Origin of the sequence: Marinomonas profundi (assembly GCF_020694005.1) — a bacterium.
GTDB lineage: Bacteria > Pseudomonadota > Gammaproteobacteria > Pseudomonadales > Marinomonadaceae > Marinomonas > Marinomonas profundi.
This window is the reverse complement of the sequence record NZ_CP073013.1, coordinates 1,131,240-1,152,938: the sequence shown is the minus strand read 5'-3', so window position 1 is coordinate 1,152,938 and position 21,699 is coordinate 1,131,240. Positions and strand designations below refer to the sequence as shown.

Below are 21,699 nucleotides of genomic sequence, written 5' to 3'. Positions count from 1 at the left end.
ATTTTCGTGAATTTTACCTACGTATTGTTTGCCAACTTGGCGTAAAATGGTTTACTTCAGAACCCCTCCCTAGCCCTCCCCTTGGAAGAGATAAGGGGAGGGAATAAGAGACAACCCCCATCCTAACCTTCTCCTTGGAAGAGATAAGGGGAGGGAATAAGAGACAACCCCCATCCTAACCTTCTCCTTGGAAGAGATAAGGGGAGGGAATAAGAGACAACCCCCATCCTAACCTTCCCCTTGGAAGAGATAAGGGGAGGGGATAAAAACAGTTCGTCTTTCCCTTGGGGGTGATATGGGGGGTTGTCAGATAACGCCTCGTGCCTCGGCTCATCCGGCCTACGGGGTGGGTAGTTTTAACCCCATCCTAACCTTCCCCTTGGAAGTGATAAGGGGAAGGGACAGTTCAAGAACGGGTTGTGTTTTGTTTTTTTGGTTTGCGCATACTGGGTGTATTAGATGGTAAAAAAATTGGATTTTCTTTGGTCTTTGCCGCGGTTTTATAAGCGGTTGATCAGTTTGGCTGTCGATGCGTCTTTTGTGTGTTTGGCTTTTACGTTTGCTTATTGGGCGCGTTTGGGTGAGTTTACGGGTTTTGCCAGTCATGCGATTTGGTATGTGTTGGTCGGTACGGCGGCGGTGACCCTGTTGGTCAATGTCAAGTTAGGCTTGTATCGGGCGATTTTGCGTTATTTAACTTTTCATGCGTTTACTGCGATTTTGTGTGGTGCGGCGGTGTCTGCACTGAGCATCACTACCTTTGCTTATTTCTTTGAAGCGTCTATTCCGCGTACTGTGCCGATTATTTATTTTCCTTTTTTGGTGATGTTGTGTGGTGGGTCGCGTTTGTTGATCCGTGGTTTGATCACGCAATCGCCGCGTAAAGGTTATGAATCTGTTTTGGTGTTTGGTGCGGGGTCTACGGGGCGGCAGTTAACCTTGGCATTGCGCCAAGCGTCTTGTTATCGGGTAAAGGGTTTTATAGATCACGATAAATCTTTGGCGAATACCATTATTCAGGGGATTCCTGTTTATGATGTTACTAAGTTAGAGGAGTTGATCGAGAAGTATCAAATCGAAAAAGTGTTACTGGCGATTCCGAAAGCCAGCCGTTCTGACCGTAAAAAGGTGATTGACCAGTTGCTGCCTTATGCGGTGGAAGTGTTAACCGTGCCGGATTTTGACGATATTGTCACTGGTAAAGCCAAGGTGAGTGAGCTGCAAGATGTGGCGGTAGACGATTTATTAGGTCGTGATGTGGTGGCGCCTGTGGCGTCATTGATGCAGGCGAATATTGCTGGCAAGGTGGTCATGGTCACTGGCGCTGGTGGATCAATCGGTTCGGAACTGTGCCGGCAGATTCTCGCTCAGCAGCCATCGACTTTGGTGTTGTTCGATGTGTCTGAGTTTGCGGTTTATAACATAGATCAAGAGTTGAATGAGCTGCTGGTTGGTCTGCCTTTTAACGTGAATATTGTGCCTTTGATCGGTTCGGTGCAGCGTATTAATCGTTTGGCGTCGACCATGAAGGCGTTTGGTGTGCAGACGGTTTACCATGCAGCGGCTTATAAACACGTGCCTTTGGTGGAATACAATGTGGTCGAAGGCGTGCGTAATAACGCCTTTGGTACTTATTATTGCGCCAAAGCAGCGATTGAAAGCGGTGTGGCGTCTTTTGTGTTGATTTCCACGGATAAAGCGGTACGGCCAACGAATGTGATGGGCGCTACTAAGCGTATGGCCGAATTGGGTTTGCAAGCCTTGGCCGAAGAAGAAGCTAAAAAAGAAGCGAGGAAAGAAAAGTTTACCCGTTTTTGCATGGTGCGTTTTGGTAATGTGCTTGGTTCGTCTGGTTCGGTGATTCCTGTGTTTAAAAAACAAATACAGGAAAATCAGCCGATTACCGTGACTCATCCAGATATTATTCGTTATTTTATGACCATTCCAGAAGCCGCTCAGTTGGTGATTCAAGCGGGTGCCATGGGGAAAGGTGGCGATGTCTTTGTGTTGGACATGGGGGAACCGGTGAAGATCGTGGATTTAGCGACTAATCTGATTCGCTTGTCCGGATTGGAAGTGAAATCCCCCGAAAATCCAAATGGGGATATTGAAATTCAGTTCACCGGGTTGCGACCTGGTGAAAAGCTGTTTGAAGAGTTGTTGATTGGCGATAACGTGGCTAAAACCCAGCACAAACGCATTATGACTGCTCATGAACGCTTTTTGTCTTTGGCAGATTATGCCAGCACCATGGAAGCATTAGACAAAGCGTGTCACGATTTTGACCACGAAAAAGTACGTGACATATTGATCAACGCGCCAACCGATTTTCAGCCGACGGATGGTATTGGCGATTTGGTGTGGAATGCAAGAAAAGCTCAGCAAGAAGAAAGTGATTCGAATGTTGTGTTGTTAAGAAAAATAGATTGAATTTACAGGTATTGTGCATATGAAAGAGATTTTTTTAGAGTTGCTTGGGTTCTTTTTTTCAAAAAAGTCACGGATCTTTTTGATTCCCTTTTTATTGGTTTTATTGATTTTTTCAGTGTTCTTCGTACTATCAGGTAATGCGACGTGGGCACCGTTTGTTTACGCGATATTTTAATTTTAATCTTGTTGTTTGCTGGATAAAGAATGAAGCCTTTCTCTCTTATTAAGAATATTGCTTTTGCGTCATTAGGTGTGTTTTTTGCTGTCCTGGTAGGGGAGGGCGTTGTTCGTTTGGCGACGTTAAACCAAGAAAATTACGTTATTGAAATGTGGCGTTATGCGAAGGAGTTAAAAGAAGAAAGCCCGGATTCGCGAATAGGTCACCAGCATGTACCTAGCCGCTCTGCTCAGTTGCAAAATGTGTCCATTGCTATCAATGAATATGGCATGAGAGGACCACAGCCAGATTTTTCTGCTAAGCATAGAGTGGCCGTGGTGGGCGATTCTGTGGCTTTGGGGTGGGGCGTCTCTGATGAGCAAAATTTACGCGGTCAACTTTCCCAGAAGCTACCGGCTGGCTATGATGTGGTGAATTCCGGTGTGGGCAATATGAATGTTGAGCAAGCTGTTCGTATGTGGCAGAGCTTACGTTCTAGTGTTCCGGCCGATATTATTGTTGTGTTGGTCACGCCAAGGGCTACGGCTCAAGTGGTGACGGAAAAGCCCAGTTGGTTGGTAGAAAATAGCCAGTTATTTGCCCTGATGATGACCTTTGTTAATCAGCTTAGTAGTGGTGAATACGGTGAAGAGGCATTAGTAAAGGGTTATGAGGATCAGTGGCGTAGCCCAGAAGGAAATAAAACTCTTGATAATGCGTTTGCTATGTTAAAAGACATTGCGGTGCAGGACGGTGCCGAGATTATTGTGGTATCTATACCAGAGATGCATGATCTTAATGCCTATCAGTTTGCTTTTATGGGAGACGCTGCTCGTGAAATGGCAGGGAAATATGGCTTGGAGTACATTGATGCCCTGCCGTCGTTAAAAGGGCCAGATACGCAAGCCTTTTGGGTCTCTAGCCGAGATATTCATTTGAATGGCAAAGCGTTTGCGATTATTTCTGATTTGGTGGTGGCAAAAATCAGTGAGAAAGCAGATGAATAATGTGATTGACTCTGAGGTTAAGCCAACTCGCATTAAGTTATTGTCTTTGTGTGCCGGTTTATTGATATTTAGCACCATTATTAGCTTGGCTTTAGGGACGTTGTGGCCTTGGTTGTTACCTTTGGCGCTGGTGCTTTTTGTGTTTGCTGTGTTTGCGCCGCTGCGGTTGCTGTTTGTGATTCGTGGGATGGATCGTTTTCATTCTCGTTTTAGAAAAGTATTGATGTGGTGTTTGTTCCATTTTTTTGTGGTTCCCTCATGTTGGCTTTTGAGGTTGGTTAGGCCATCTATCATTACGTTAGGAACCAATAAAAAAACAGTGTCTTACTGGGGGGAGGCTGAAAAAAAGACGTTTTCAGTGGATGATTTTACTAAGCAGTATTAAGTACTAGAAGGGCGTTTTTGTGTCTTATATTTTAGGTATCTCGGCCTATTACCATGATAGTGCCGCCGCTTTATTGCACAATGGTGTTGTTGTATCCGCTGCCCAAGAAGAGCGTTTTTCAAGAATAAAAAACGATGAATCCTTCCCCGTTAATGCGGTTCAATGGTTGTTAAAAGATAACCAGATCACGATGGCAGACATTGATTATGTTATTTTTTACGAAAAGCCATTTAATAAATTTGAGCGCATTATTGAAACCTGCATTCGTTTTTCGCCTAAAGGCTATTCTCTTTTCAAAGAAGCCATTCCGCTTTGGTTAAAAGACAAACTTTTTCAGAAAGTCGATTTAAAGAAGGCGTTGTGCGCTTTGCCAGATGGCGATAAATGGAATAACGTGTTGCTGTTTTCCGATCATCATTTGTCCCATTCTGCGGCGGCCTTTTATCCTTCGCCTTTTCAATCGGCTGCGATTATTACTATTGATGGGGTTGGAGAGTGGGCCACTACAACGATTTCTGTTGGTAGAAATAACACCATTGAACATTTAAAAGAGCTAAAATTTCCACATTCATTTGGCATGCTTTATTCTGCCATTACGGCTTTTTTAGGGTTCAAAGTAAACTCTGGTGAGTATAAAGTCATGGGGCTAGCGCCCTATGGTAAACCTATTTACGCTGATTTGATGAAAGCCCATTTAATTGACATAAAAGACGATGGTAGCTTTCGCTTAAACATGCACTATTTCCGTTTTGCTACCGAATTAAGAATGTTTGGTCCCGAAATGGCGCAGTTGTTTGGTACGCCCGCTCGCTTACCAGAAGGCCCGCTTGATCAGGTGCATATGGATATTGCGGCTTCTTTGCAGGTTGTTATTGATGAGCTGTTTATTAAGTTGGCACGTTATGCACGTGAGCTAACAGGTGAGCGTCATTTGTGCCTTGCAGGTGGCGTTGCGCTTAATTGTGTTGCTACTGGTAAGGTACAAAAAAGCGGCATATTTGATGCTGTGTGGGTTCAACCTGCGGCAGGGGATGCTGGAAGTGCTCTCGGTGCCGCTTTGGTTTGCTGGCATTTGTACCTGAATAATGCACGAGTGCCTCTTGCTCATTATAACCCTTATTTAGGTCCAGATACTGTTCAGCATGAGGCTGTGGCCTATCTTGATTCCGTTGGTGCCCATTATTCGGTCGTATCGGACGATGTTTTATACGATACCGTTTCAACCTCCTTGGCCGAGGGGAAGGTGGTTGCTTGGGTACAAGGGCGAGCTGAGTTTAGTCCTCGTGCGCTTTGCAATCGTTCAATACTGGCTGATCCACGGGGTGTTGAGCTGAAACGTGAGTTGAATCTCAAAATCAAGTTTCGAGAGTCATTCCGTCCTTTTGCGCCGGTTATTTTAGAGGAGGATGCGCAGGCGTGGTTTGATATTCAGTCTTCTTCTCCTTTTATGAATTTTATTTGCACTGCGCGAGACGGCGTGAAAGAGAAGATTCCATCGGTTATTCATTTGGACAATACAGCGCGTATACAAACTGTGTCCGTATTAAATAATGCGCGTTTTTATCCCTTATTGAGCCGCTTTAAGGCGAAAACAGCGTGCCCTGTGTTGGTGAATACCAGTTTAAATGTGCGCGGTGAGCCCATGGTGTTGTCCCCTGAAGATGCGTTCAACTGCTTTATGAATACTGGTATTGATCTACTTGTTATTGGAAATGTTCTTTTGAATAAGACCGATCAAGATAGTCCAATATACTCAAAAAATAACTATGCTTTGGATTAGACATACCTACTATGTACTTTCAATTACCAAGTTTTTTACTGTTTCTTCTCGTTGCGCTTTTTATCATAAAGGTTTCTAAGCCTTCGTTTCGTATTTTTGCTTTGATTTTACTCAGTATTGTTTTCTATTCTTACTGGGATGTTGGTTATTTTTTCATTTTAATTTTTTATATTGTACTTGGGGTGGTGGCCTGTCATTTATTAGCGCGGAATAGGCGATATCTACCTTTTTTGATTGTTTTCTCATTGCTTCCTTTGATTTTTTATAAATATACAGATTTTTTTTTAAGAACTATTGGGATCAGTGGGATGGGGATTGCCCTTCCTTTGGGGATATCTTTTATTACCTTTAGTTTAATCAGTATGATGGTGGACTTTTCTCGCTCCTCTGTTAAAAATATTAATCATTCTGATATTGGTTTGTATATTTCCTTTTTCCCTCACTTGATTGCAGGGCCAATATTACGTACTAGAGAAGTGGTGCCTCAGTTTAAGTCTATCCATGTTTCGTGGGGGAACTTTGTTTATAACCTTCCTTTGTTTGCGGTTGGGATGGTGAAAAAGGTGTTAATCGCAGACCCGATAGGTGGGTACATAGCGCCAGTCTTTAGTGATCCACTGAGTCATGGTTTTTGGGATCTGTTTATTTCGTCACTTGGTTTTTCTATTCAGATTTATTGTGATTTCAGTGCTTATTCCGATATGGCTATTGCTATTGCGGGTATGTTTGGCGTTTGCTTCCCTGAAAATTTTCGCTCGCCTTATTTGTCCTTTTCACTTTCTGAAATGTGGAAGCGTTGGCACATGACGCTTAGCTTTTGGCTAAGAGACTATTTGTTTGTGCCCCTGGTGCGTTACTTTGGTAAGGGGTTAGTGTATTTGCCGATATTGATCACTATGTTAGTTTCTGGTCTTTGGCATGGTGCTAACTGGAACTTCATTATATGGGGCGGCTTGCAAGGCATTATTATGGTGATTGATAACTATATAGGCTTTGGTAAATTTGTTAAAAAATACGCGTATACTAAAGTGTTTTTTATTGTCATTAACTTTTTTGTTTGGTCGTTTTTAGCCATTTTGTTTCGCAGCGCGTCTGCGTCTTCGGCATGGGACTACTATCAGTCTATGTTGTCTTTTAATATAGAGGCTTTTTCTCCAGACAATATGTTTGTGCTGTTTCTTGTTTTGATCACTTTGAGTGTACATTATTTTGATAATGTTAATTTTATTCGTGAGCAAGCAGCTAAAGTTCCAGCTTTGCTTTCTGTGCCCGTTTTAATCTCGGTGATCGTTGGTTGCTCTTTAGTGGCTGCACAGCATCCTGAAAGCTTTTATTATTTTGACTTTTGATGATTATGAAAAAAATTAAATACACTTTTGCTATTGTTTCCCTTTTTGGTTGCATAGTTTTGTTTTTTGATGGTTTTGGTGACTTTGCTTTGTATGCTAGGCATAAAGTCGCTCAGTTTAATAAGGATAGTGTCTTTCTTGATCATTTGCCTGACAATACAGATCGAGCAATTTATGAGAGAAATTTTTCTGACTCACAGAAGTTAACATTTTATAATGCGCCATTTTTGGATCGTATTATTGAGCCAGGAGAGTATGGTATCTACAAAATTGATGATTACGGTCATCGAGCTTTTCCTGCCGATACATCCATTTCTCAGGTCCAGAAAAAAACGATGCTGCTATTAGGATCGTCACAGAGCTTTGGTTATCATATTGAAGCTAAAGATGCTTTATCTGCGCAGATGCAGGGTTTATTGCCTGATTATAAAATCGATAACTATTCCATGTTGGGTATTAATTTAGACGGTAATTTTGTTGATTGGTATAGAATGGCAGCTATAGAAAAGAAACGTTACGATTTGGTCGTTATCGTCAATGGTTTTTTTAGTCACTATGTGGAATGCACTAAAAATGTTAGTCACTCTGAAATAGAAGCTGTTATAGAGAAGTATCGTTTACCCGCTTTAGTATCGATTGTTCGCTCTTTAAAAGATAAAGTTACCACTACAAACAGCCTTTGCGAGCAACCAGAGTATCAAGATATAGCAGCGAGAAGAGTGGATGATCGTTGGAATCAGTTGCTTGCGTTTGGTAAAGAACAAGGTTCTAAAACGCTTATTTTTATACCGCCATCCGTATGGAGTGAAAACGCTAACGTTGAAAACTTGCAGTCATTCCTAAATGAAAAGCACAGAGCGATATATTCCGCTATTAACAATAAGATTTATTCACAAATAGACAACAGCGCGATTATCAATTTAACCCATGCTTTTGATGATGGAAGGCAATATTTTCTTGATACAGGTAGTCACTTCACACCGGAAGGTAATGCTTTATTAGCTAGGAAAATAGCCAAACATATCCAGGATTTAGATAATAAAGCATTAGAATGAAATTAATTATGCTGGTTAATATACTGGGTAATTGACTCTATAGAATCCAGCTTATTGTAAAAGTCGGGGTCCGAGTTAGCCGTATTGATACCATATTCGTCTTGTAAATAAATCATTAATTCGGCAATGTCCAACGAGTCGAGTCTGCCTGATGATATAAGTGCATCATCGTCACCAATGTGGTTTGTATCGTTGTTTTTTTCTAATATCTCACGGATAAGCGCTCGAATTTCATTGCGCGTGATATTTTTCATGCTTTTTTCTCTTATTTACATTTATGTTATGTAGGTTAGGTATTTTTGCTTAAAAGGTAAAGAAAAGCATGGTCATTCGATGCTAGTAATGTCAGATTACGCCTCATGCCTCGGCTTATCCAGCCTACGGGTGGGTTGACGGCGGATTGCGGGTTTGTGCGTAAGTTATGGTTTTGTAGGCCGGATGAGGGAGGAACGACCGTTATCCGGCGTTGGGTTTGTGTTATGTGGGTTTGTGCCGGATAACGCCTAGGCTCATCCGGCCTACGGTGGTTGGGTAATGGTCGTGGCTTGGTTTATGCGGTTACGGGTGGTTGATGGCGGATTGCGGGTTTGTGCGTAAGTTATGGTTTTGTAGGCCGGATGAGGGAGGTACGACCGTTATCCGGCGTTGGGTTTGTGTCATATGGGTTTGTGCCGGATAACGCCTAGGCTCATCCTTTATCGCCGGATAACGCCTGGGCTCATCCTTCATCGCCGGATAACGCCTAGGCTCATCCGGCCTACGGGTGGGTTGATAATATGTGATCAAGTGCGATAGAGTTTTTGCTTTATTTGCTATAATCGGTATGTTCTTTTTATCTAGAAGGTACGTTTATGCGTCTGACCGAACAGCAACAGCAAGCTATTATCCAACATTTCACGACGGTTTTTCGCCAAGGGAAGTTGTTTCTATTTGGTAGTCGAGTTGATGATACGCAAAAAGGTGGAGATATCGATTTGTATATCATTCCCTCTTCTTTTGATGATCTTGCTGAAAAAAAGATCACTTTTCTGACAGGGTTGAAGCGTGATATTGGTGATCAAAAGATAGATTTGGTCATTCACCGAGGGACGCCTCGTTTGATTGACCGTATAGCAAGAGAATCGGGGTTTTTATTATGCGACCTTCATTAGTTGATGTTTTTCAATCCATTGATCAGTTGTTTAAAGGATGTGAGATAGATTTTGCCATATTGCGCCAGCAAGAAAAAACAGCGGTGTGGTTTGAAGATTATGCGAATCAAAGGGTAGTAAACAGTTTTTTGTTTAACTATATAAAAATACAAGACAAGCTTGGTGCTAAGTTGTTTCGTCATTTGTTGATTGAGCTACGTGAAATTGATGACCCTGCTACAACAATGATCGACATTCTTAATCGATTGGAAAAATTACGTATTATTGATGATGTGAAAGATTGGGATAGGTTGCGAGAAATTCGTAATAGTATCACCCATGAATATCCCCAAGATATCGCTGAGCGTATTGATAATATTGAGTTAGCGTTAAATGGTTTTGTATTGATGCGAAATCTGTATCAAAAAATTAAACATTTTGCAGAACAAAAGCTTGCTTTAAGATGGGATTCCGTCGCTGTTGTTTTCAAGTAAGCGTCTCGCTGCTGGGCTCATTCTTCATTGCCGGATTACATCTTCGTTCCTCGATTCATCCTTTATCGCCGGATAACGCCTAGGCTCATCCTTCATCGCCGGATAACGCCTAGGCTCATCCGGCCTACGGTGGTTGGGTAATGGTCGTGGCTTGGTTTATGCGGTTACGGGTGGTTGATGGTTCATAAGTGCAAATCCTCGGCCTCAATGTGCTGTCTGGTCTGGAAAAGGTACTGATAACGTATATACTTTGTTAGTATGTTTATGAAGGAGTGCATTATGTCTAAAGAAGCCGTTTTTACGATGAAGCTGGAACCGGAGCTGCGGGCTGATTTCATGGCCGAAGTGGCCGGTGAAGATCGGCCTGCGTCTCAGGTCATGCGCGAGCTTATGCGCGGCTACATTGAGCAACGCCGCCAAGCCCGCGAATATGACGACTACCTGCGGCAAAAAGTTGAAGCTGGGCGCGCCTCGATGCGTGTCGGCCTTGGTCGGTCGAATGATGAAGTTGAAGCCGCGTTTGCTGCCAGGCGCAATCAGGTAGTAGCAGGGCGGGCGTGATCGTCGTCTGGACGCCAGAGGCGGAGCAAGACCGCGCTGACATTTGGGACTACATCGCGGTCGACAATCCCAGCGCTGCCGTTCGCATGGATGAGCTTTTCAGCGATGCGGCCGCTAGGTTGGCCGCATATCCGAAGATGGGCAAGGCTGGCAAGGTTTCAGGCACCCACGAACTCATCCCGCATGAAAGCTATCGTTTGGTGTACGAGATCGATGGGGGCACGGTTTGGATACTGGCCCTGATGCATACCGTCCGTCAGTGGCCGCCAGTGGAGGAGTAACAGGCATGGCAATTAAAATGGCGAGTTCAAGAGCCGAACCCCATCCTAACCTTCTCCTTGGATGGGATAAGGGGGAGGGGCTGTTCCGTTTTGTAGGGCATCATTAGTGGAGCGTAATGTGCCGTTTGGTGGTTTCGTTTACGTCACGTTCATCTTCTACCGTCACTTTCATTCTCAAGTAAAGCGTCTCGTACCTCGGCTCATCTTTCATCGCCGCTATTGTTTTCAGATAATGGGAAGGGACAGTGAGAGTTCAGGACCCATCAGGTTGTACGGTTTTTTAAAAGCATGTATATTGATCATCGAAAGACTGGTCTATTAGTCTGGTCTATTGATCTGGTCTAATAGGTTTGTCCGAGGAAGGTTAATATGCGTGAAGAGATAGGTTCTTATGAGGCGAAGACACGGCTGCCTGAGGTGTTGAGACGGGTCGAGGCGGGTGATACTTTTACGATTACTAATAGAGGAAGAGCTGTTGCCGATATCGTCCCGAGTAAAGTGCATAATCATAATAAAATACTGGCTACCATTAACAATATTTTGGCAGCAAAAAAGCACATAATGTCAGACAAAGACTTGCTTGAACTCAAAGAAGAGGGAAGAAAGTGAGTCGCTTTGTTTTGGATAATTCGGTGGCTATGCGATGGATCTTGGAAAGCCCAAAGCAGGCGGATCAGCTTTACGCTGAGTCTGTGTTACATACATTGGTTGAGGCTGAGGTGGTTGTGCCAAATCTCTGGCATTTGGAAGCGTGCAATGTTTTGTTGGCGGCGGAGAAGCGTAAAGAACTGACAGGCAGTGAAGTAGAGCGTTTTATTTCCCAACTCGAAAATCTACCCATTTTCGCTGACTCTATGACCGCACTGAAGTCATTTAATCGAACGCTTAATCTTGCAAGGGTGCATAAGCTTTCTAGCTATGATGCTGCTTATTTAGAACTTGCTATTCGAGAAGGTCTTCCTCTTGCTACCCTAGATAAGGAACTGATCAAAGCTGCCAAGAAGTCCGATGTTAAGCTTTATTTGAGAGATGGCTGACATCTTAAAAATATTCGTTACGCCTTGTGGCTCGGCTTGTCCTTCGCCGCCGAATTACGGGGTGGTATTGTGTGGCTTTTGTAGGTCGTGATTTATCGCGACAAAGATTTTGGTTTGGTGTTGCTAGGTTTTTGTCGGCCTAAAGGCGCGACCTTGTATCTCTTCTTGATGAGTGTTTAGCTAACACTTATCACATCGGGAAATCGGTGAGCTCGTGCGCGACCTGAGCACAAAGATGCTATTTTGTAGATTGAGCCCTGATTTCCTAACCTCCATTAAACTGAATGGTATCCTAGCACCCCAAGTAAGGGTGATGCTGCATGTACAAGGGGAGTAGATAGAGATGAAAGCTTTTATTGGCATTGATATAGGTAAAGAAAAGTTAGATGTTAGCTTTCTACGCGATGTGGTCAAAAATAAGCTAAAAACTAAGGTATTAAAGAACACAACACAAGGCTATCAAGAATTAGTTAATTGGTTAGTAAAGAATACGGGGTTAGAAGCTCAGAATATTGTTATTACGACAGAGCCTACTGGCATTTATAGCGAACCTTTAATGTATTTTTTATATGAACAAGGATTTACTCTTTTACATGTAAATCCAGGAAAAGCAAAACAATATGCAAACTCATTAGGGCTAGTTCATAAGACTGATAAATCAGACGCCACAATGCTCGCTCGCTATGGTCATGACCAACAATATTCACTTTCAAGTTGGCAGCCAGAGCCTGTAGAAGCAAGAGAGTTAAAGGCAATGGTGCGTAGACTTGAAGCGTTAGAAAAAGATTTGCAGCGTGAAGAAAACCGTTATGAAGCAGCAGAGTTTTCAGACGCATCAGCTCGAGTCGCTCAATCACTCAAAGATATGATAGCGGTATTAAAGGCTGAAATTGATAAACTCAAGAATGAAATTGATGAGCATATTGACAGGCACCCTCAATTAAAAAAGAACCGCCAATTACTTGAAAGTATAAACGGTGTTGGTGAAGTAACATCCCGAATAATGGTTTGCTTACTGGCGTGTAAGCGGTTTAAGAGCGCGAAACAATTAGCTTCTTATTTAGGCCTGATCCCCAAGCACAACGAATCTGGCAAACGGGCAGGAAAAACATCCTTGAGTAAGGAAGGACCTGGTTATATCAGAGCGAAATTGTATATGGCTGCAGTCGCGGCAGGACAACATAATCCTGATATAAAAGCTCAAAAAACGAGATTACTAGCACAAGGCAAAACAAAAATGCAGGCGCTAGGTGCAGCGATGAGAAAGTTGTCACAAATATGTTTTGGTGTTGTTAAGAATCAAGCAGAATATCAGCCTCAAGTTAGTTAAATAAAAACTTGAGGCTGGTTAGGAGAGATGGTATCTACATGACATCTTCGTTCCTCGATTCATCTGGTTTACGGGTGGGTTGGTTGCATCGGGCTAAACGCCGGATAACGCCTCGTGCCTCGGCTCATCCGGCCTACGGGGTGGTTGGATAATGAGTTTATTTGTTTAATATATTATACTATTATTTAAATTATATTTTCATGTAAGGTATTTTAAGCAATATGGATTTTTTGGAGCTGGGGCAGTTCGTTAAACACGCGCGTAAGGCGCGAGGTGTTCGTCAGCAGCAGATGGCGGATGATTTGGGGTTGGCGCGTGCGACGTTAAGTGGATTCGAGAGTGGTCGTACGGCGGATATTGGTCTCCGTAAGGTGTTGAAGATGTTAGAATATCTGCATTATGAGGTGACACCTCAAGCGGTAAGCCGGTTGCCCACTTTTGAGTCTTTGTTAGCCGAGCGTGATGATGTCTGAGTTAGATGTTTATGTTGGTGCGCAATCTGTTGCTTGTTTGACGAAAGAGTCTGATGAGTTTTTATTGAACTACGCCTGTGATGATTCCCTTTCTTTTGTTTCTTTGACTATGCCTGTCCGGGCTAAAAGTTATGTTTCTAATCGGCTCTTTCCTATTTTTGAAATGCATTTGCCAGAGGGCTATTTGCTGTCGGTGTTAAAAAAGCATTTTTCAAAGCTGACGGCGACGGATGATTTTGGTTTGTTGGCTTTGCTGGCGGGGAAGGTGCAGGGCCGTTTGTCTTATGGGGCAAATTTAGGTGATGGCGAGTTTTTTTCGCTGGATGAGGTGTTGCAATCTTCCCAGCCGGATTTGTTCGCTCAGTTGGTGGGGCGTTTTGCTTTGTCTTCGCCTGTCAGTGGTGTGCAGCCTAAAGTGTTGGCGCTTTTAAAAGATAAAGCCACTTTGCGGATGGGTCATTATATTGTGAAGTCTTGGGGGGACGATTACCCTGACTTGGCGTTGAATGAATGGCTTTGTATGACGGCACTGAGCAAGGCGGGTCTTGACGTGCCTGAGTTTTATCTGTCGGACGATGAGCGTTGTTTTGTGATGAAGCGCTTTGATGTGACGGATAGTGGTTATTTAGGGTTTGAGGATTTTTGTGTTTTGCAGGCTAGGTCTCGTGACGATAAATATGTGGGGAGTTACGAGCAGTTGGCGAAGAGTATTGCAACTTTTGTCAGCCCAAGATATCGCAATAAGGCGTTGTTAGATTACTTTAAGGCCATTGTGTTGAATCAATGGTTGCAAAATGGTGATGCGCATTTGAAGAATTTTGGTGTGTTGTACTCATCTATTGAGGATATCCGTTTGGCGCCAATTTATGATGTGGTGTCAACAACGGTGTATATTTCACAAGATATCCAGGCGTTAACGCTTTTGGGGAGTAAGCGTTGGCGTAGCGTGGCACATTTGGAACGATTTGCCGTTGCACATTGTGGATTAACGCTGAAACAAGCCCGAAGTGCCGTAGCAGAGTGTTTAGCTGGCATGGTTTGGTTGCAATATGAGGTTAAATTATTACAGAAGCAGACAACGGGTAAGGATTCTAGAGGTCGTTTGTTGGATCACTTTGCTGGGTTAGCAGAGAAGGTATTGGGTTATGTGGGGGAATGATGCCGGATGGTTTTTGTAGGTCGTGATTTATCGCGACAAAGATTTTGGTTTGGTGTTGCTAGGTTTTTGTCGGCCTAAAGGCGCGACCTTGACATCTTCGTGCCTCGATTCATCCGGCCCACGGGTGGTTGTGTGGGGGTTGTGATGCCGGATTGCGGGTTGGTGTAAATTATGGTTTTGTAGGCCGGATGAGGGAGGTACGACCGTTATCCGGCGTTGGGTTGTGATGTTATTTGATTAGGTGGATAAGGATGTCCCGATATATTAGAAGTAAGTGTTTTGGTGGTACGTTTTTCTTTACGGTTACGTTGAAGGATCGCGGGTCTTGTGTGTTGGTTGAGCATGTTGATCTTTTGCGTGAGTGCGTTCGTAACGTTAAATCCAAACGCCCGTTTGAGATTGTTGCGTGGGTGGTTTTGCCTGATCATATGCACGTTATTTGGAAGATGCCAGCAGGTGATAATGATTTCTCGCGTCGGTGGCAGTTAATTAAGATATTGTTTACCAAAACATTAAAAGAGAAAACTCGTTATAAATCGAGTGTTTGGCAAGAGCGTTTTTGGGAGCATGAGATCAGGTCCGATGATGATTTAAAAAATCATATCCATTATTGTTATTTTAACCCCGTTAAGCATGGTTACGTTTCATCAGTACGTGATTGGCTGTATTCGAGTTTTCATCGCGATGTCAAATTAGGGTTGTTTGATATTGATTGGAACGGGGTGTTACACACCGGCCCACGGGGTGGTTGGTTTTTTTTGGTTTAACGGATTTTTTGGAGTATAGAATGTTGATTTTGGTAACGGGCGGTGCAGGTTATATTGGTTCGCATACGTGTGTTGAGTTGATTAAGGCGGGTTTTGAGCCGGTTATCATTGACAATTTGTCGAATAGTAAGCTGGTGGTGTTGGACCGTATCGAGACGATTACCGGTAAGCGTCCTTTGTTTATGGAGGGCGATATTTTAGATTCGGCGTTTTTGGATAGTGTGTTTGAGCAGTTTAGTTTTGCGGCGGTGATGCATTTTGCGGGGTTGAAGGCGGTGGGGGAGTCGGTTCAGAAGCCGCTTTGGTATTATGAAAATAATGTCTCGGGTACGCTGAATTTGATTAAGGCGATGGAGCGGGCAGGTTTGCGTAATCTGATTTTTAGTTCGTCTGCGACGGTTTATGGTTTGCCTAAGTCGGTGCCTATTCGTGAAGATTTTGCGACGTCGACGTCGAATCCTTATGGCGCGAGTAAGTTGATGGTTGAGGGTATTCTGGCCGATGTGGCGAAGGCGAATGTTGATAAGCCCGGCTGTGAGTGGAATATTGCGACCTTGCGCTATTTTAATCCGATTGGTGCCCATGAGTCGGGTTTGATCGGTGAAGACCCAAAAGGTATCCCGAATAATTTGATGCCCTTTGTGAGCCAAGTGGCGGTGGGGAAATTGGCGTGTCTGAGCGTGTTTGGTGATGATTACGATACGGTCGATGGTACCGGTGTTCGTGATTATATTCATGTAGTGGATTTGGCACGTGGTCATGTTTGTGCATTAGAGAAAGTGTTGGCGAATGCTGGGCATTTTGTGGTGAATTTGGGCACGGGCAATGGTTATTCTGTGTTGGAAATGGTGAAAGCGTTTGAAGCGGTTTCCAATAAAGCCATTGCTTATAAAGTGGTAGAGCGTCGTCCTGGCGATATTGCGGTGTGTTATGCAGACCCGAGTTTGGCGAAGACATTTTTAGGTTGGCAGGCGGAGTTTGATTTGGCGCGTATGTGTGAAGACACGTGGCGTTGGCAATCGAATAATCCGAATGGGTTTGATGCATGAGTATAAAAGGCGTCAGATAACGCCTCGTGCCTCGATTCATTCGGCTTACGAGTGGTTGATGCCGGATGGTTTTTGTAGGTCGTGATTTATCGCGACAAAGATTTTGGTTTGGTGTTGCTAGGTTTTTGTCGGCCTAAAGGCGCGACCTTGACATCTTCGTTCCTCGATTCATTCGGCTTACGAGTGGGTTGGTTGTGTGGTTTTTTGATAGTTTAAGGAGTCCGTATGCGTTTGACTAAATACCAGCAAGAGACTATTAAAAATGTGTTGTTGAAACATTTTGGCGAAGGATCTGATTTGTTAGTTTTTGGTTCAAGGGCTGATGATAACGCGCGTGGTGGGGATATTGATTTGTATATAGAGCCGGACTTACATTCGGCTGACGATATTGTTGAGGCTAAATTAAATGCTTTGGTTGAGCTTCATTTGCTGCTTGGTGATCAGAAAATTGATTTGGTGATTAATCGTAAGGCTGGAACGGTTTTGCCTATTTACCAAATCGCAAAAGAGAGCGGTATTCGCTTATGAATAAGGATGTATTTTAGGGGATCGTTGACATTTGTCTGACCCATGCAGAGCGTTTGCGTTGGTCTATGCAGCACTTGGCAGATAAACAACCCTATACTGCGGCTAGCTTGTCTGAACTTACGGAAATTGAACTTGCCGTATTTGATCAGTTTATTGTGCGGTTTTCAAAATTACAGGATGTGATGGGGGCAAAGTTGTTACCTGCTGTGATTGAGCTGACACATGAAGAAGGTGAGCTTACTACATTCATTGATAAATTGAATCGGCTTGAAAAGATAGGCGCTCTTGATTCTGTTGAACAATGGCTGAAGTTGCGGGAAATGCGTAACCAATTTGCCCATGAGTACCCAGATGATCCTGAAATACAATCGGCGTTATTGAATAAAGCGTTTGGTATGGCGAGTCAGTTGCTGCAATGTCTTGATCATGTGGTTCGCTTTGCTGTTAAGTATCAGTGAGTAAGTTTAGTTATGCTTGCTAGTTTTAATCGTCACGTTTTTTTGTAGGTAAGCACCTAGTGCGTCTGATTACGCCTCGTGCCTCGGCTAATCTTTCATCGCCGCTATTGTTTTCAGATAAGGGGAAGGGACAGTGAGACCCCATCCTAACCTTCCCCTTGGAAGTGATAAGGGGAAGGGACAGTGAGACCCCATCCTAACCTACCCCTTGGAAGTGATAAGGGGAAGGGACAGTGAGACCCCATCCTAACCTTCCCCTTGGAAGTGATAAGGGGAAGGGACAGTGAGACCCCATCCTAACCTTCCCCTTGGAAGTGATAAGGGGAAGGGACTTCGTGCCTCGGCTCATCCGGCCCACGGGGATGGGATTGTGGTGTGTTTTTTCTTCAATAAATAAGGATTTGTTATGAGTGAAGAAGTTCGTTGGCAGCAGCGTTTTCAGAACTATTTGAAAGCGTTGGGACAGTTGGAATCTGCGTTAGTGCAGTATGATGAGCACGCTGAGGCGTTGATAAAAGAAGGTATTCTGCAACGTTTTGAGTTTACTCATGAGTTGGCTTGGAAGGTGATGAAGGATTATCTTGAATACGAGGGGCAGCAGGGAATTACCGGTTCGCGGTCGGCCAGTCGTTTGTTCTTTTCGTTAGGATTGGTGGATGATGGTCAGGTATGGATGGATATGATCGAAAGTCGCAATCGTATTGTTCATACTTACGATGCGCAGATATTAGAGCAGGAGTTTGCGAAGGTTCAGCGGGCTTATGCGCCAGCGTTGAGTGCTTTTGCGATGCGTATGCGAGTATTTTTATGAATTTTGGTTTGCCAGAGTCTACCTTTTTGAAGATACAAAGTGTGTTTGCTTGTTATTCAGATATTGAGCAAGTGGTCTTGTATGGTTCACGCGCTAAGGGGAATTATCGTCCTGGGTCGGATATTGATCTTACATTAAAGGGCGACGCTTTAGATGATAGGACACTACGTCAAGTGATGCAGGCGCTAGATGAATTAAACACTCCTTATTTGATGGATGTTTCTTTATTTCATCAGATCCAATCCGAAGAATTAAAACACCATATTTTTGCCTTTGGTAAAGTGTTTTATCAACGTTGATCATGTATTTTGAAGGCCTGAAGGCCGACAGGTGATTGGGCGTTATGTTTTGTAGGGCATCATTAGCGGAGCGGCTTTTGTTCGAAGGTAAGGTCGTTGGTTGTGACCATTTGGGTTTGCTCCTCCTTGGAAGAGGGTGTCGCTAAACAACGTCCGCCGATTTTGTAGGTCGCGATTTATCCTGAAAAAATAGCATGCCGACAAAAAACTCACCACGATAAATCACGCCTTGTCGGGCTAAAGCCACGATCTACAAAAAAACAATATAAATCAAACAGTTGTAGGCTAAATAACGTCATACGCCGGATAACGCTTTCGTTCCTCGGTTCATCCTGTTATGGGTTGGGTTTGTGTGTCGTTGCTTTGGTCTTGGATGATGCGCAGTAAGGATGGTAGAAAGGCGCGGTCGATGTGGCTGTCTTGGTGCCAGATTTTGGCGAGGGCGATGGCTCTTGGGCAGTGGAAGTAGAGTGTGTTGACGTGGATTTTTACGACGAGTTTTGGGGTTTTGTTGTCGGTAAATTGTTCAAGTAGTGCGTTGTCTGTGTGTAGTGTTGCGGTGCCTTTTAGGCGCAGTACTTCTCCTATGCCGGGGATCATCAGTAGTACGCCAATTTCTGCATTGGCGATGATGTTTTTTAGGCTGTCGAGGCGGTTGTTGCCGCCGGCGTCTGCAAATGCGATGGTGTTGTTGTCGAGTACTTTAATGAAGTCTGGGTTTCCTCCTCGTGGAGAAATATCCGCAAACCCACGTGGGTCTGTGGTGGAGATTAGGGCAAAAGGGCTGTGTTCGATAAAGCGTATGGCGTGTTGTTCTAGTTGGTTGATTTCTTTATCTAGTGCCAAAGGGTGTGGTTTGTCATAGAGTTCATTTAGTTGTTCTAGCGACGTTATTTGGCTCATGTGAATCCTGTTGTTTTTTCGGTTGTTTTAATGGTAGAAGGTTTTGCTATTCTACATCAGTGATGCGCTAAGGAGGAGTCGGATTGGCTATTTTGTCTTGGCGGTCATCTTATTGTTGGTTTGGTGCGTATGACATTAAGGTCGCCGTGGTAAGCTTGTGTTAAGCGCCCAAGGCTGAATTTTAATGTACGACGGAGGTAATATGATTCAGGTTCATCATTTAGACAGTTCTCGTTCGCAGCGTATTTTATGGTTGCTGGAGGAGCTGGCGTTGGGGTATGAGATTATCGAGTACAAACGTCACCCTGACACGGCGGAAGCTCCTGAGACGTTGAAAAAAGTACATCCGTTGGGGAAGTCTCCGGTGATTACCGATGGCGAGTTAACGGTTGCGGAGTCGGGTGCGATTATTGAGTATTTATTGGATAAATACGATGTCGAAAAGCGTTTGAGACCCACCGATGGTCAGGCGTTGTTGGATTATCGTTATTGGTTGCATTTTGCGGAAGGCTCTTTGATGCCGTTGTTGGTGATGAAGCTGGTGATGATGAAGGTGCCAAGCAGTCCGATGCCCTTTTTTATTAAACCTATTGCGAAGGCGTTAACGGGTAAGATTCAAGACAAATTTATTCGGCCACGTATTGAGCCGCAAATGGCGTTTATTGAAAAGACGTTAGGAGAGCATAAGTGGTTTGTTGGTGATGCTTTGAGTGCGGCGGATATTCAGATGAGTTTTCCATTGCAGGCGTCCAGTACGCGTATGAATTTGGCTGCGTTTCCTAATATTGCTCGTTTTATAAAGCAGATTGAAGGCGAGGCGGCTTATCAACGGGCGTTGAGTAAAGGCGGCGCGTTTACGACTTTGTAGTGTGCTATTGTCTGCTTGGCTTTGTGATCTTGGTTAAGACGAAAAAAGTGGTGTTAGTTAAGTAGAAAAAAGGAAAGGGAAGGTTCATGTCACGTCCGGTGAAATTACTCAGTGTTTCTATTGTTCTGATTTGCCTTTTGTTGGCGCTAAACTTTGGTTTGCGTTCTTCAATGGGCTTTTTTATGACGCCTATTTCGCAAGAGTTTGGCTACGGGCGTGAGGTGTTTGCGTTTGCGTTGGCGTTGCAAAATTTGTGTTGGGGGTTGTTTCAGCCCATTGCGGGTGCTTTTGCTGATCGCTATGGCACTTTGAAAACGCTGTTTATTGGCGCGGCGTTGTATGCGCTTGGCTTGTATGTGACGGCCGGTGCCGATGGGGTGTTGGGGCTTAACATGGGCGCTGGCGTGTTGATGGGCATGGGTATTGCGGCCACTGGGTTTGGTGTGGTGTTGCCTGCGATGGCGCGTATGGTGTCGCCTGAAAAACGTTCCTTTGCGTTGGGCTTGGGCAGTGCGGCGGGGTCGGCTGGGCAGTTGTTGGTCATCCCCATAGCGCAAGAGTTTATCGCGGCGTATGGTTGGAGTAATGCGCTGCTTCTGATGGCATTGTGTGCCTTGATGATGGTGTTGTTATCCAGTCCTTTTCGCCAAGAAAAAGACGCCATGAACGCGAATTCTGCAACAATAGAAGTGACGCAAACTATGAAAGAAGCATTACGCGAAGCGAGTGCTTACTCTCATTACTGGCTTTTAGTGGTGGGCTTTTTTGTTTGTGGTTTTCAATTGGCGTTTATCACCGTGCACATGCCGGCGTTTTTATCTGATCAAGGCTTTTCATCGGATATGGCGGTGGCCAGCTTGGCTCTGATTGGCTTGTTTAATATTTTTGGCTGTTTGTTGTCTGGCAGTTGGGCGGGTAAGTATTCGAAGAAAAAATTATTAACCCTTATCTATGCGCTAAGAGCGTTGTCGATTGCCGTGTTTATGAGCTTGCCGATGACGGATACATCCGTCTATGTGTTTTCGATTGTCACCGGATTGCTTTGGTTAGCGACCGTGCCACCCACGTCGGGTTTGGTCGCGCAAATGTTTGGTTTGCGCTACATGGGGTTGCTCTACGGTATTGTGTTTTTAGGCCATCAACTTGGCTCGTTTAGCGGTGTTTGGTTGGGCGGGTATTTATACGATAAAACCGGTTCTTATGATGTGGTCTGGTGGGCGGCGTGTATCATTGCCTTGATCACAGCCTTGATTCATCTCCTAATAGACGAACGTCCGGTGGCGCGCCTGCGCGCAGTCATGGCTTGAGAGCCAAATAAACCAATATAAATCAACCAATTGTAGGTTGAATAGCCTCTCACGCCTGATCACGGTCGTACCTCCCTCATC

The 21,699-nt window shown here is 44.2% G+C and carries 26 protein-coding genes; 24 read left to right on the top strand and 2 right to left on the bottom strand.

Annotated features, from left to right (window positions below; translation table 11 throughout):
- Positions 1–459 precede the first annotated feature (459 nt).
- From J8N69_RS05360 to J8N69_RS05330, 7 genes are all read left to right on the top strand, one after another.
- Positions 460–2,430: a polysaccharide biosynthesis protein gene (locus J8N69_RS05360; RefSeq protein WP_168827282.1), complete on the top strand. Its 1,971-nt coding sequence runs from the start codon at positions 460–462 to the stop codon at positions 2,428–2,430.
- Between the two features lie 19 nt (positions 2,431–2,449).
- The gene (locus J8N69_RS17160; RefSeq protein ID WP_227803985.1) at positions 2,450–2,605 is read left to right on the top strand and encodes a DUF5989 family protein; all 156 of its coding nucleotides are present in this window, start codon (positions 2,450–2,452) and stop codon (positions 2,603–2,605) included.
- 29 nt (positions 2,606–2,634) lie between these two features.
- On the top strand, positions 2,635–3,594 hold the full coding sequence (locus J8N69_RS05350; RefSeq protein WP_168827284.1) for an SGNH/GDSL hydrolase family protein: 960 nt from the start codon (positions 2,635–2,637) through the stop codon (positions 3,592–3,594).
- The gene (locus tag J8N69_RS05345; protein ID WP_168827286.1) at positions 3,587–3,979 is read left to right on the top strand and encodes a hypothetical protein; all 393 of its coding nucleotides are present in this window, start codon (positions 3,587–3,589) and stop codon (positions 3,977–3,979) included. Before J8N69_RS05350 ends, J8N69_RS05345 begins: the two co-directional genes overlap by 8 nt.
- A gap of 19 nt (positions 3,980–3,998) precedes the next feature.
- Entirely contained in the window at positions 3,999–5,759 is a 1,761-nt protein-coding gene (locus J8N69_RS05340; RefSeq protein ID WP_168827288.1) for a carbamoyltransferase family protein, read from the top strand.
- A 308-nt stretch (positions 5,760–6,067) separates the two neighbouring features.
- Positions 6,068–7,108: an MBOAT family O-acyltransferase gene (locus J8N69_RS05335; RefSeq protein ID WP_168827290.1), complete on the top strand. Its 1,041-nt coding sequence runs from the start codon at positions 6,068–6,070 to the stop codon at positions 7,106–7,108.
- Between the two features lie 5 nt (positions 7,109–7,113).
- Positions 7,114–8,163: a hypothetical protein gene (locus tag J8N69_RS05330; protein ID WP_168827293.1), complete on the top strand. Its 1,050-nt coding sequence runs from the start codon at positions 7,114–7,116 to the stop codon at positions 8,161–8,163.
- 2 nt (positions 8,164–8,165) lie between these two features.
- Here the strand turns inward: J8N69_RS05330 and J8N69_RS05325 are convergent, their stop codons facing one another.
- Positions 8,166–8,417 (bottom strand): acyl carrier protein, encoded by a 252-nt coding sequence (locus tag J8N69_RS05325; protein ID WP_168827295.1) that lies wholly within the window; start codon positions 8,415–8,417, stop codon positions 8,166–8,168.
- 597 nt (positions 8,418–9,014) lie between these two features.
- Between J8N69_RS05325 and J8N69_RS05320 the strand changes: the two genes are divergently transcribed.
- The 15 genes from J8N69_RS05320 (at position 9,015) to J8N69_RS05250 (ending at position 18,540) form a co-directional block, all read left to right on the top strand.
- Positions 9,015–9,314, top strand: a complete 300-nt coding sequence (locus J8N69_RS05320) for a nucleotidyltransferase domain-containing protein (protein ID WP_168827297.1) — start codon at positions 9,015–9,017, stop codon at positions 9,312–9,314.
- Positions 9,299–9,787, top strand: coding sequence for a hypothetical protein (locus tag J8N69_RS05315; RefSeq protein WP_211085185.1), 489 nt, complete (start codon positions 9,299–9,301; stop codon positions 9,785–9,787). Before J8N69_RS05320 ends, J8N69_RS05315 begins: the two co-directional genes overlap by 16 nt.
- 279 nt (positions 9,788–10,066) lie before the next feature.
- Entirely contained in the window at positions 10,067–10,348 is a 282-nt protein-coding gene (locus J8N69_RS05310) for an antitoxin of toxin-antitoxin stability system (RefSeq protein ID WP_168827299.1), read from the top strand.
- On the top strand, positions 10,345–10,629 hold the full coding sequence (locus tag J8N69_RS05305) for a type II toxin-antitoxin system RelE/ParE family toxin (protein WP_168827301.1): 285 nt from the start codon (positions 10,345–10,347) through the stop codon (positions 10,627–10,629). Before J8N69_RS05310 ends, J8N69_RS05305 begins: the two co-directional genes overlap by 4 nt.
- A 369-nt stretch (positions 10,630–10,998) precedes the next feature.
- A complete protein-coding gene (locus tag J8N69_RS05300) occupies positions 10,999–11,238 on the top strand; it encodes a type II toxin-antitoxin system Phd/YefM family antitoxin (protein ID WP_168827303.1) in 240 nt (79 codons plus the stop codon).
- A complete protein-coding gene (locus tag J8N69_RS05295; protein WP_168827305.1) occupies positions 11,235–11,666 on the top strand; it encodes a type II toxin-antitoxin system VapC family toxin in 432 nt (143 codons plus the stop codon). The genes J8N69_RS05300 and J8N69_RS05295 overlap by 4 nt, the downstream gene beginning before the upstream one ends.
- 343 nt (positions 11,667–12,009) lie before the next feature.
- Positions 12,010–12,996, top strand: coding sequence for an IS110 family RNA-guided transposase (locus J8N69_RS05290; protein ID WP_168827684.1), 987 nt, complete (start codon positions 12,010–12,012; stop codon positions 12,994–12,996).
- Between the two features lie 221 nt (positions 12,997–13,217).
- The gene (locus J8N69_RS05285; RefSeq protein WP_168827650.1) at positions 13,218–13,469 is read left to right on the top strand and encodes a helix-turn-helix domain-containing protein; all 252 of its coding nucleotides are present in this window, start codon (positions 13,218–13,220) and stop codon (positions 13,467–13,469) included.
- The gene (locus J8N69_RS05280) at positions 13,459–14,628 is read left to right on the top strand and encodes a type II toxin-antitoxin system HipA family toxin (RefSeq protein ID WP_168827652.1); all 1,170 of its coding nucleotides are present in this window, start codon (positions 13,459–13,461) and stop codon (positions 14,626–14,628) included. The genes J8N69_RS05285 and J8N69_RS05280 overlap by 11 nt, the downstream gene beginning before the upstream one ends.
- Before the next feature lie 251 nt (positions 14,629–14,879).
- Positions 14,880–15,395 carry an REP-associated tyrosine transposase gene (locus J8N69_RS05275; protein WP_168827654.1) on the top strand — a complete coding sequence of 172 codons (516 nt, stop codon included), beginning with the start codon at positions 14,880–14,882 and terminating at the stop codon, positions 15,393–15,395.
- 20 nt (positions 15,396–15,415) lie between these two features.
- Positions 15,416–16,444 carry a UDP-glucose 4-epimerase GalE gene (gene galE / locus J8N69_RS05270; RefSeq protein WP_168827656.1) on the top strand — a complete coding sequence of 343 codons (1,029 nt, stop codon included), beginning with the start codon at positions 15,416–15,418 and terminating at the stop codon, positions 16,442–16,444.
- 225 nt (positions 16,445–16,669) lie between these two features.
- Positions 16,670–16,972, top strand: coding sequence for a nucleotidyltransferase domain-containing protein (locus tag J8N69_RS05265; protein WP_168827657.1), 303 nt, complete (start codon positions 16,670–16,672; stop codon positions 16,970–16,972).
- Between the two features lie 65 nt (positions 16,973–17,037).
- Positions 17,038–17,430, top strand: a complete 393-nt coding sequence (locus J8N69_RS05260; protein WP_211085239.1) for a hypothetical protein — start codon at positions 17,038–17,040, stop codon at positions 17,428–17,430.
- A gap of 406 nt (positions 17,431–17,836) precedes the next feature.
- Positions 17,837–18,241, top strand: a complete 405-nt coding sequence (locus J8N69_RS05255; RefSeq protein ID WP_168825457.1) for a nucleotidyltransferase substrate binding protein — start codon at positions 17,837–17,839, stop codon at positions 18,239–18,241.
- A complete protein-coding gene (locus tag J8N69_RS05250) occupies positions 18,238–18,540 on the top strand; it encodes a nucleotidyltransferase domain-containing protein (protein ID WP_168825459.1) in 303 nt (100 codons plus the stop codon). The genes J8N69_RS05255 and J8N69_RS05250 overlap by 4 nt, the downstream gene beginning before the upstream one ends.
- Before the next feature lie 327 nt (positions 18,541–18,867).
- Here the strand turns inward: J8N69_RS05250 and J8N69_RS05245 are convergent, their stop codons facing one another.
- Positions 18,868–19,443, bottom strand: coding sequence for an MSMEG_1061 family FMN-dependent PPOX-type flavoprotein (locus tag J8N69_RS05245; protein WP_168825461.1), 576 nt, complete (start codon positions 19,441–19,443; stop codon positions 18,868–18,870).
- Positions 19,444–19,645: 202 nt separating this feature from the next.
- Between J8N69_RS05245 and J8N69_RS05240 the strand changes: the two genes are divergently transcribed.
- Entirely contained in the window at positions 19,646–20,311 is a 666-nt protein-coding gene (locus tag J8N69_RS05240) for a glutathione S-transferase (protein ID WP_168825463.1), read from the top strand.
- 86 nt (positions 20,312–20,397) lie between these two features.
- Positions 20,398–21,618, top strand: a complete 1,221-nt coding sequence (locus J8N69_RS05235) for an MFS transporter (RefSeq protein ID WP_168825465.1) — start codon at positions 20,398–20,400, stop codon at positions 21,616–21,618.
- Positions 21,619–21,699: the final 81 nt, after the last annotated feature.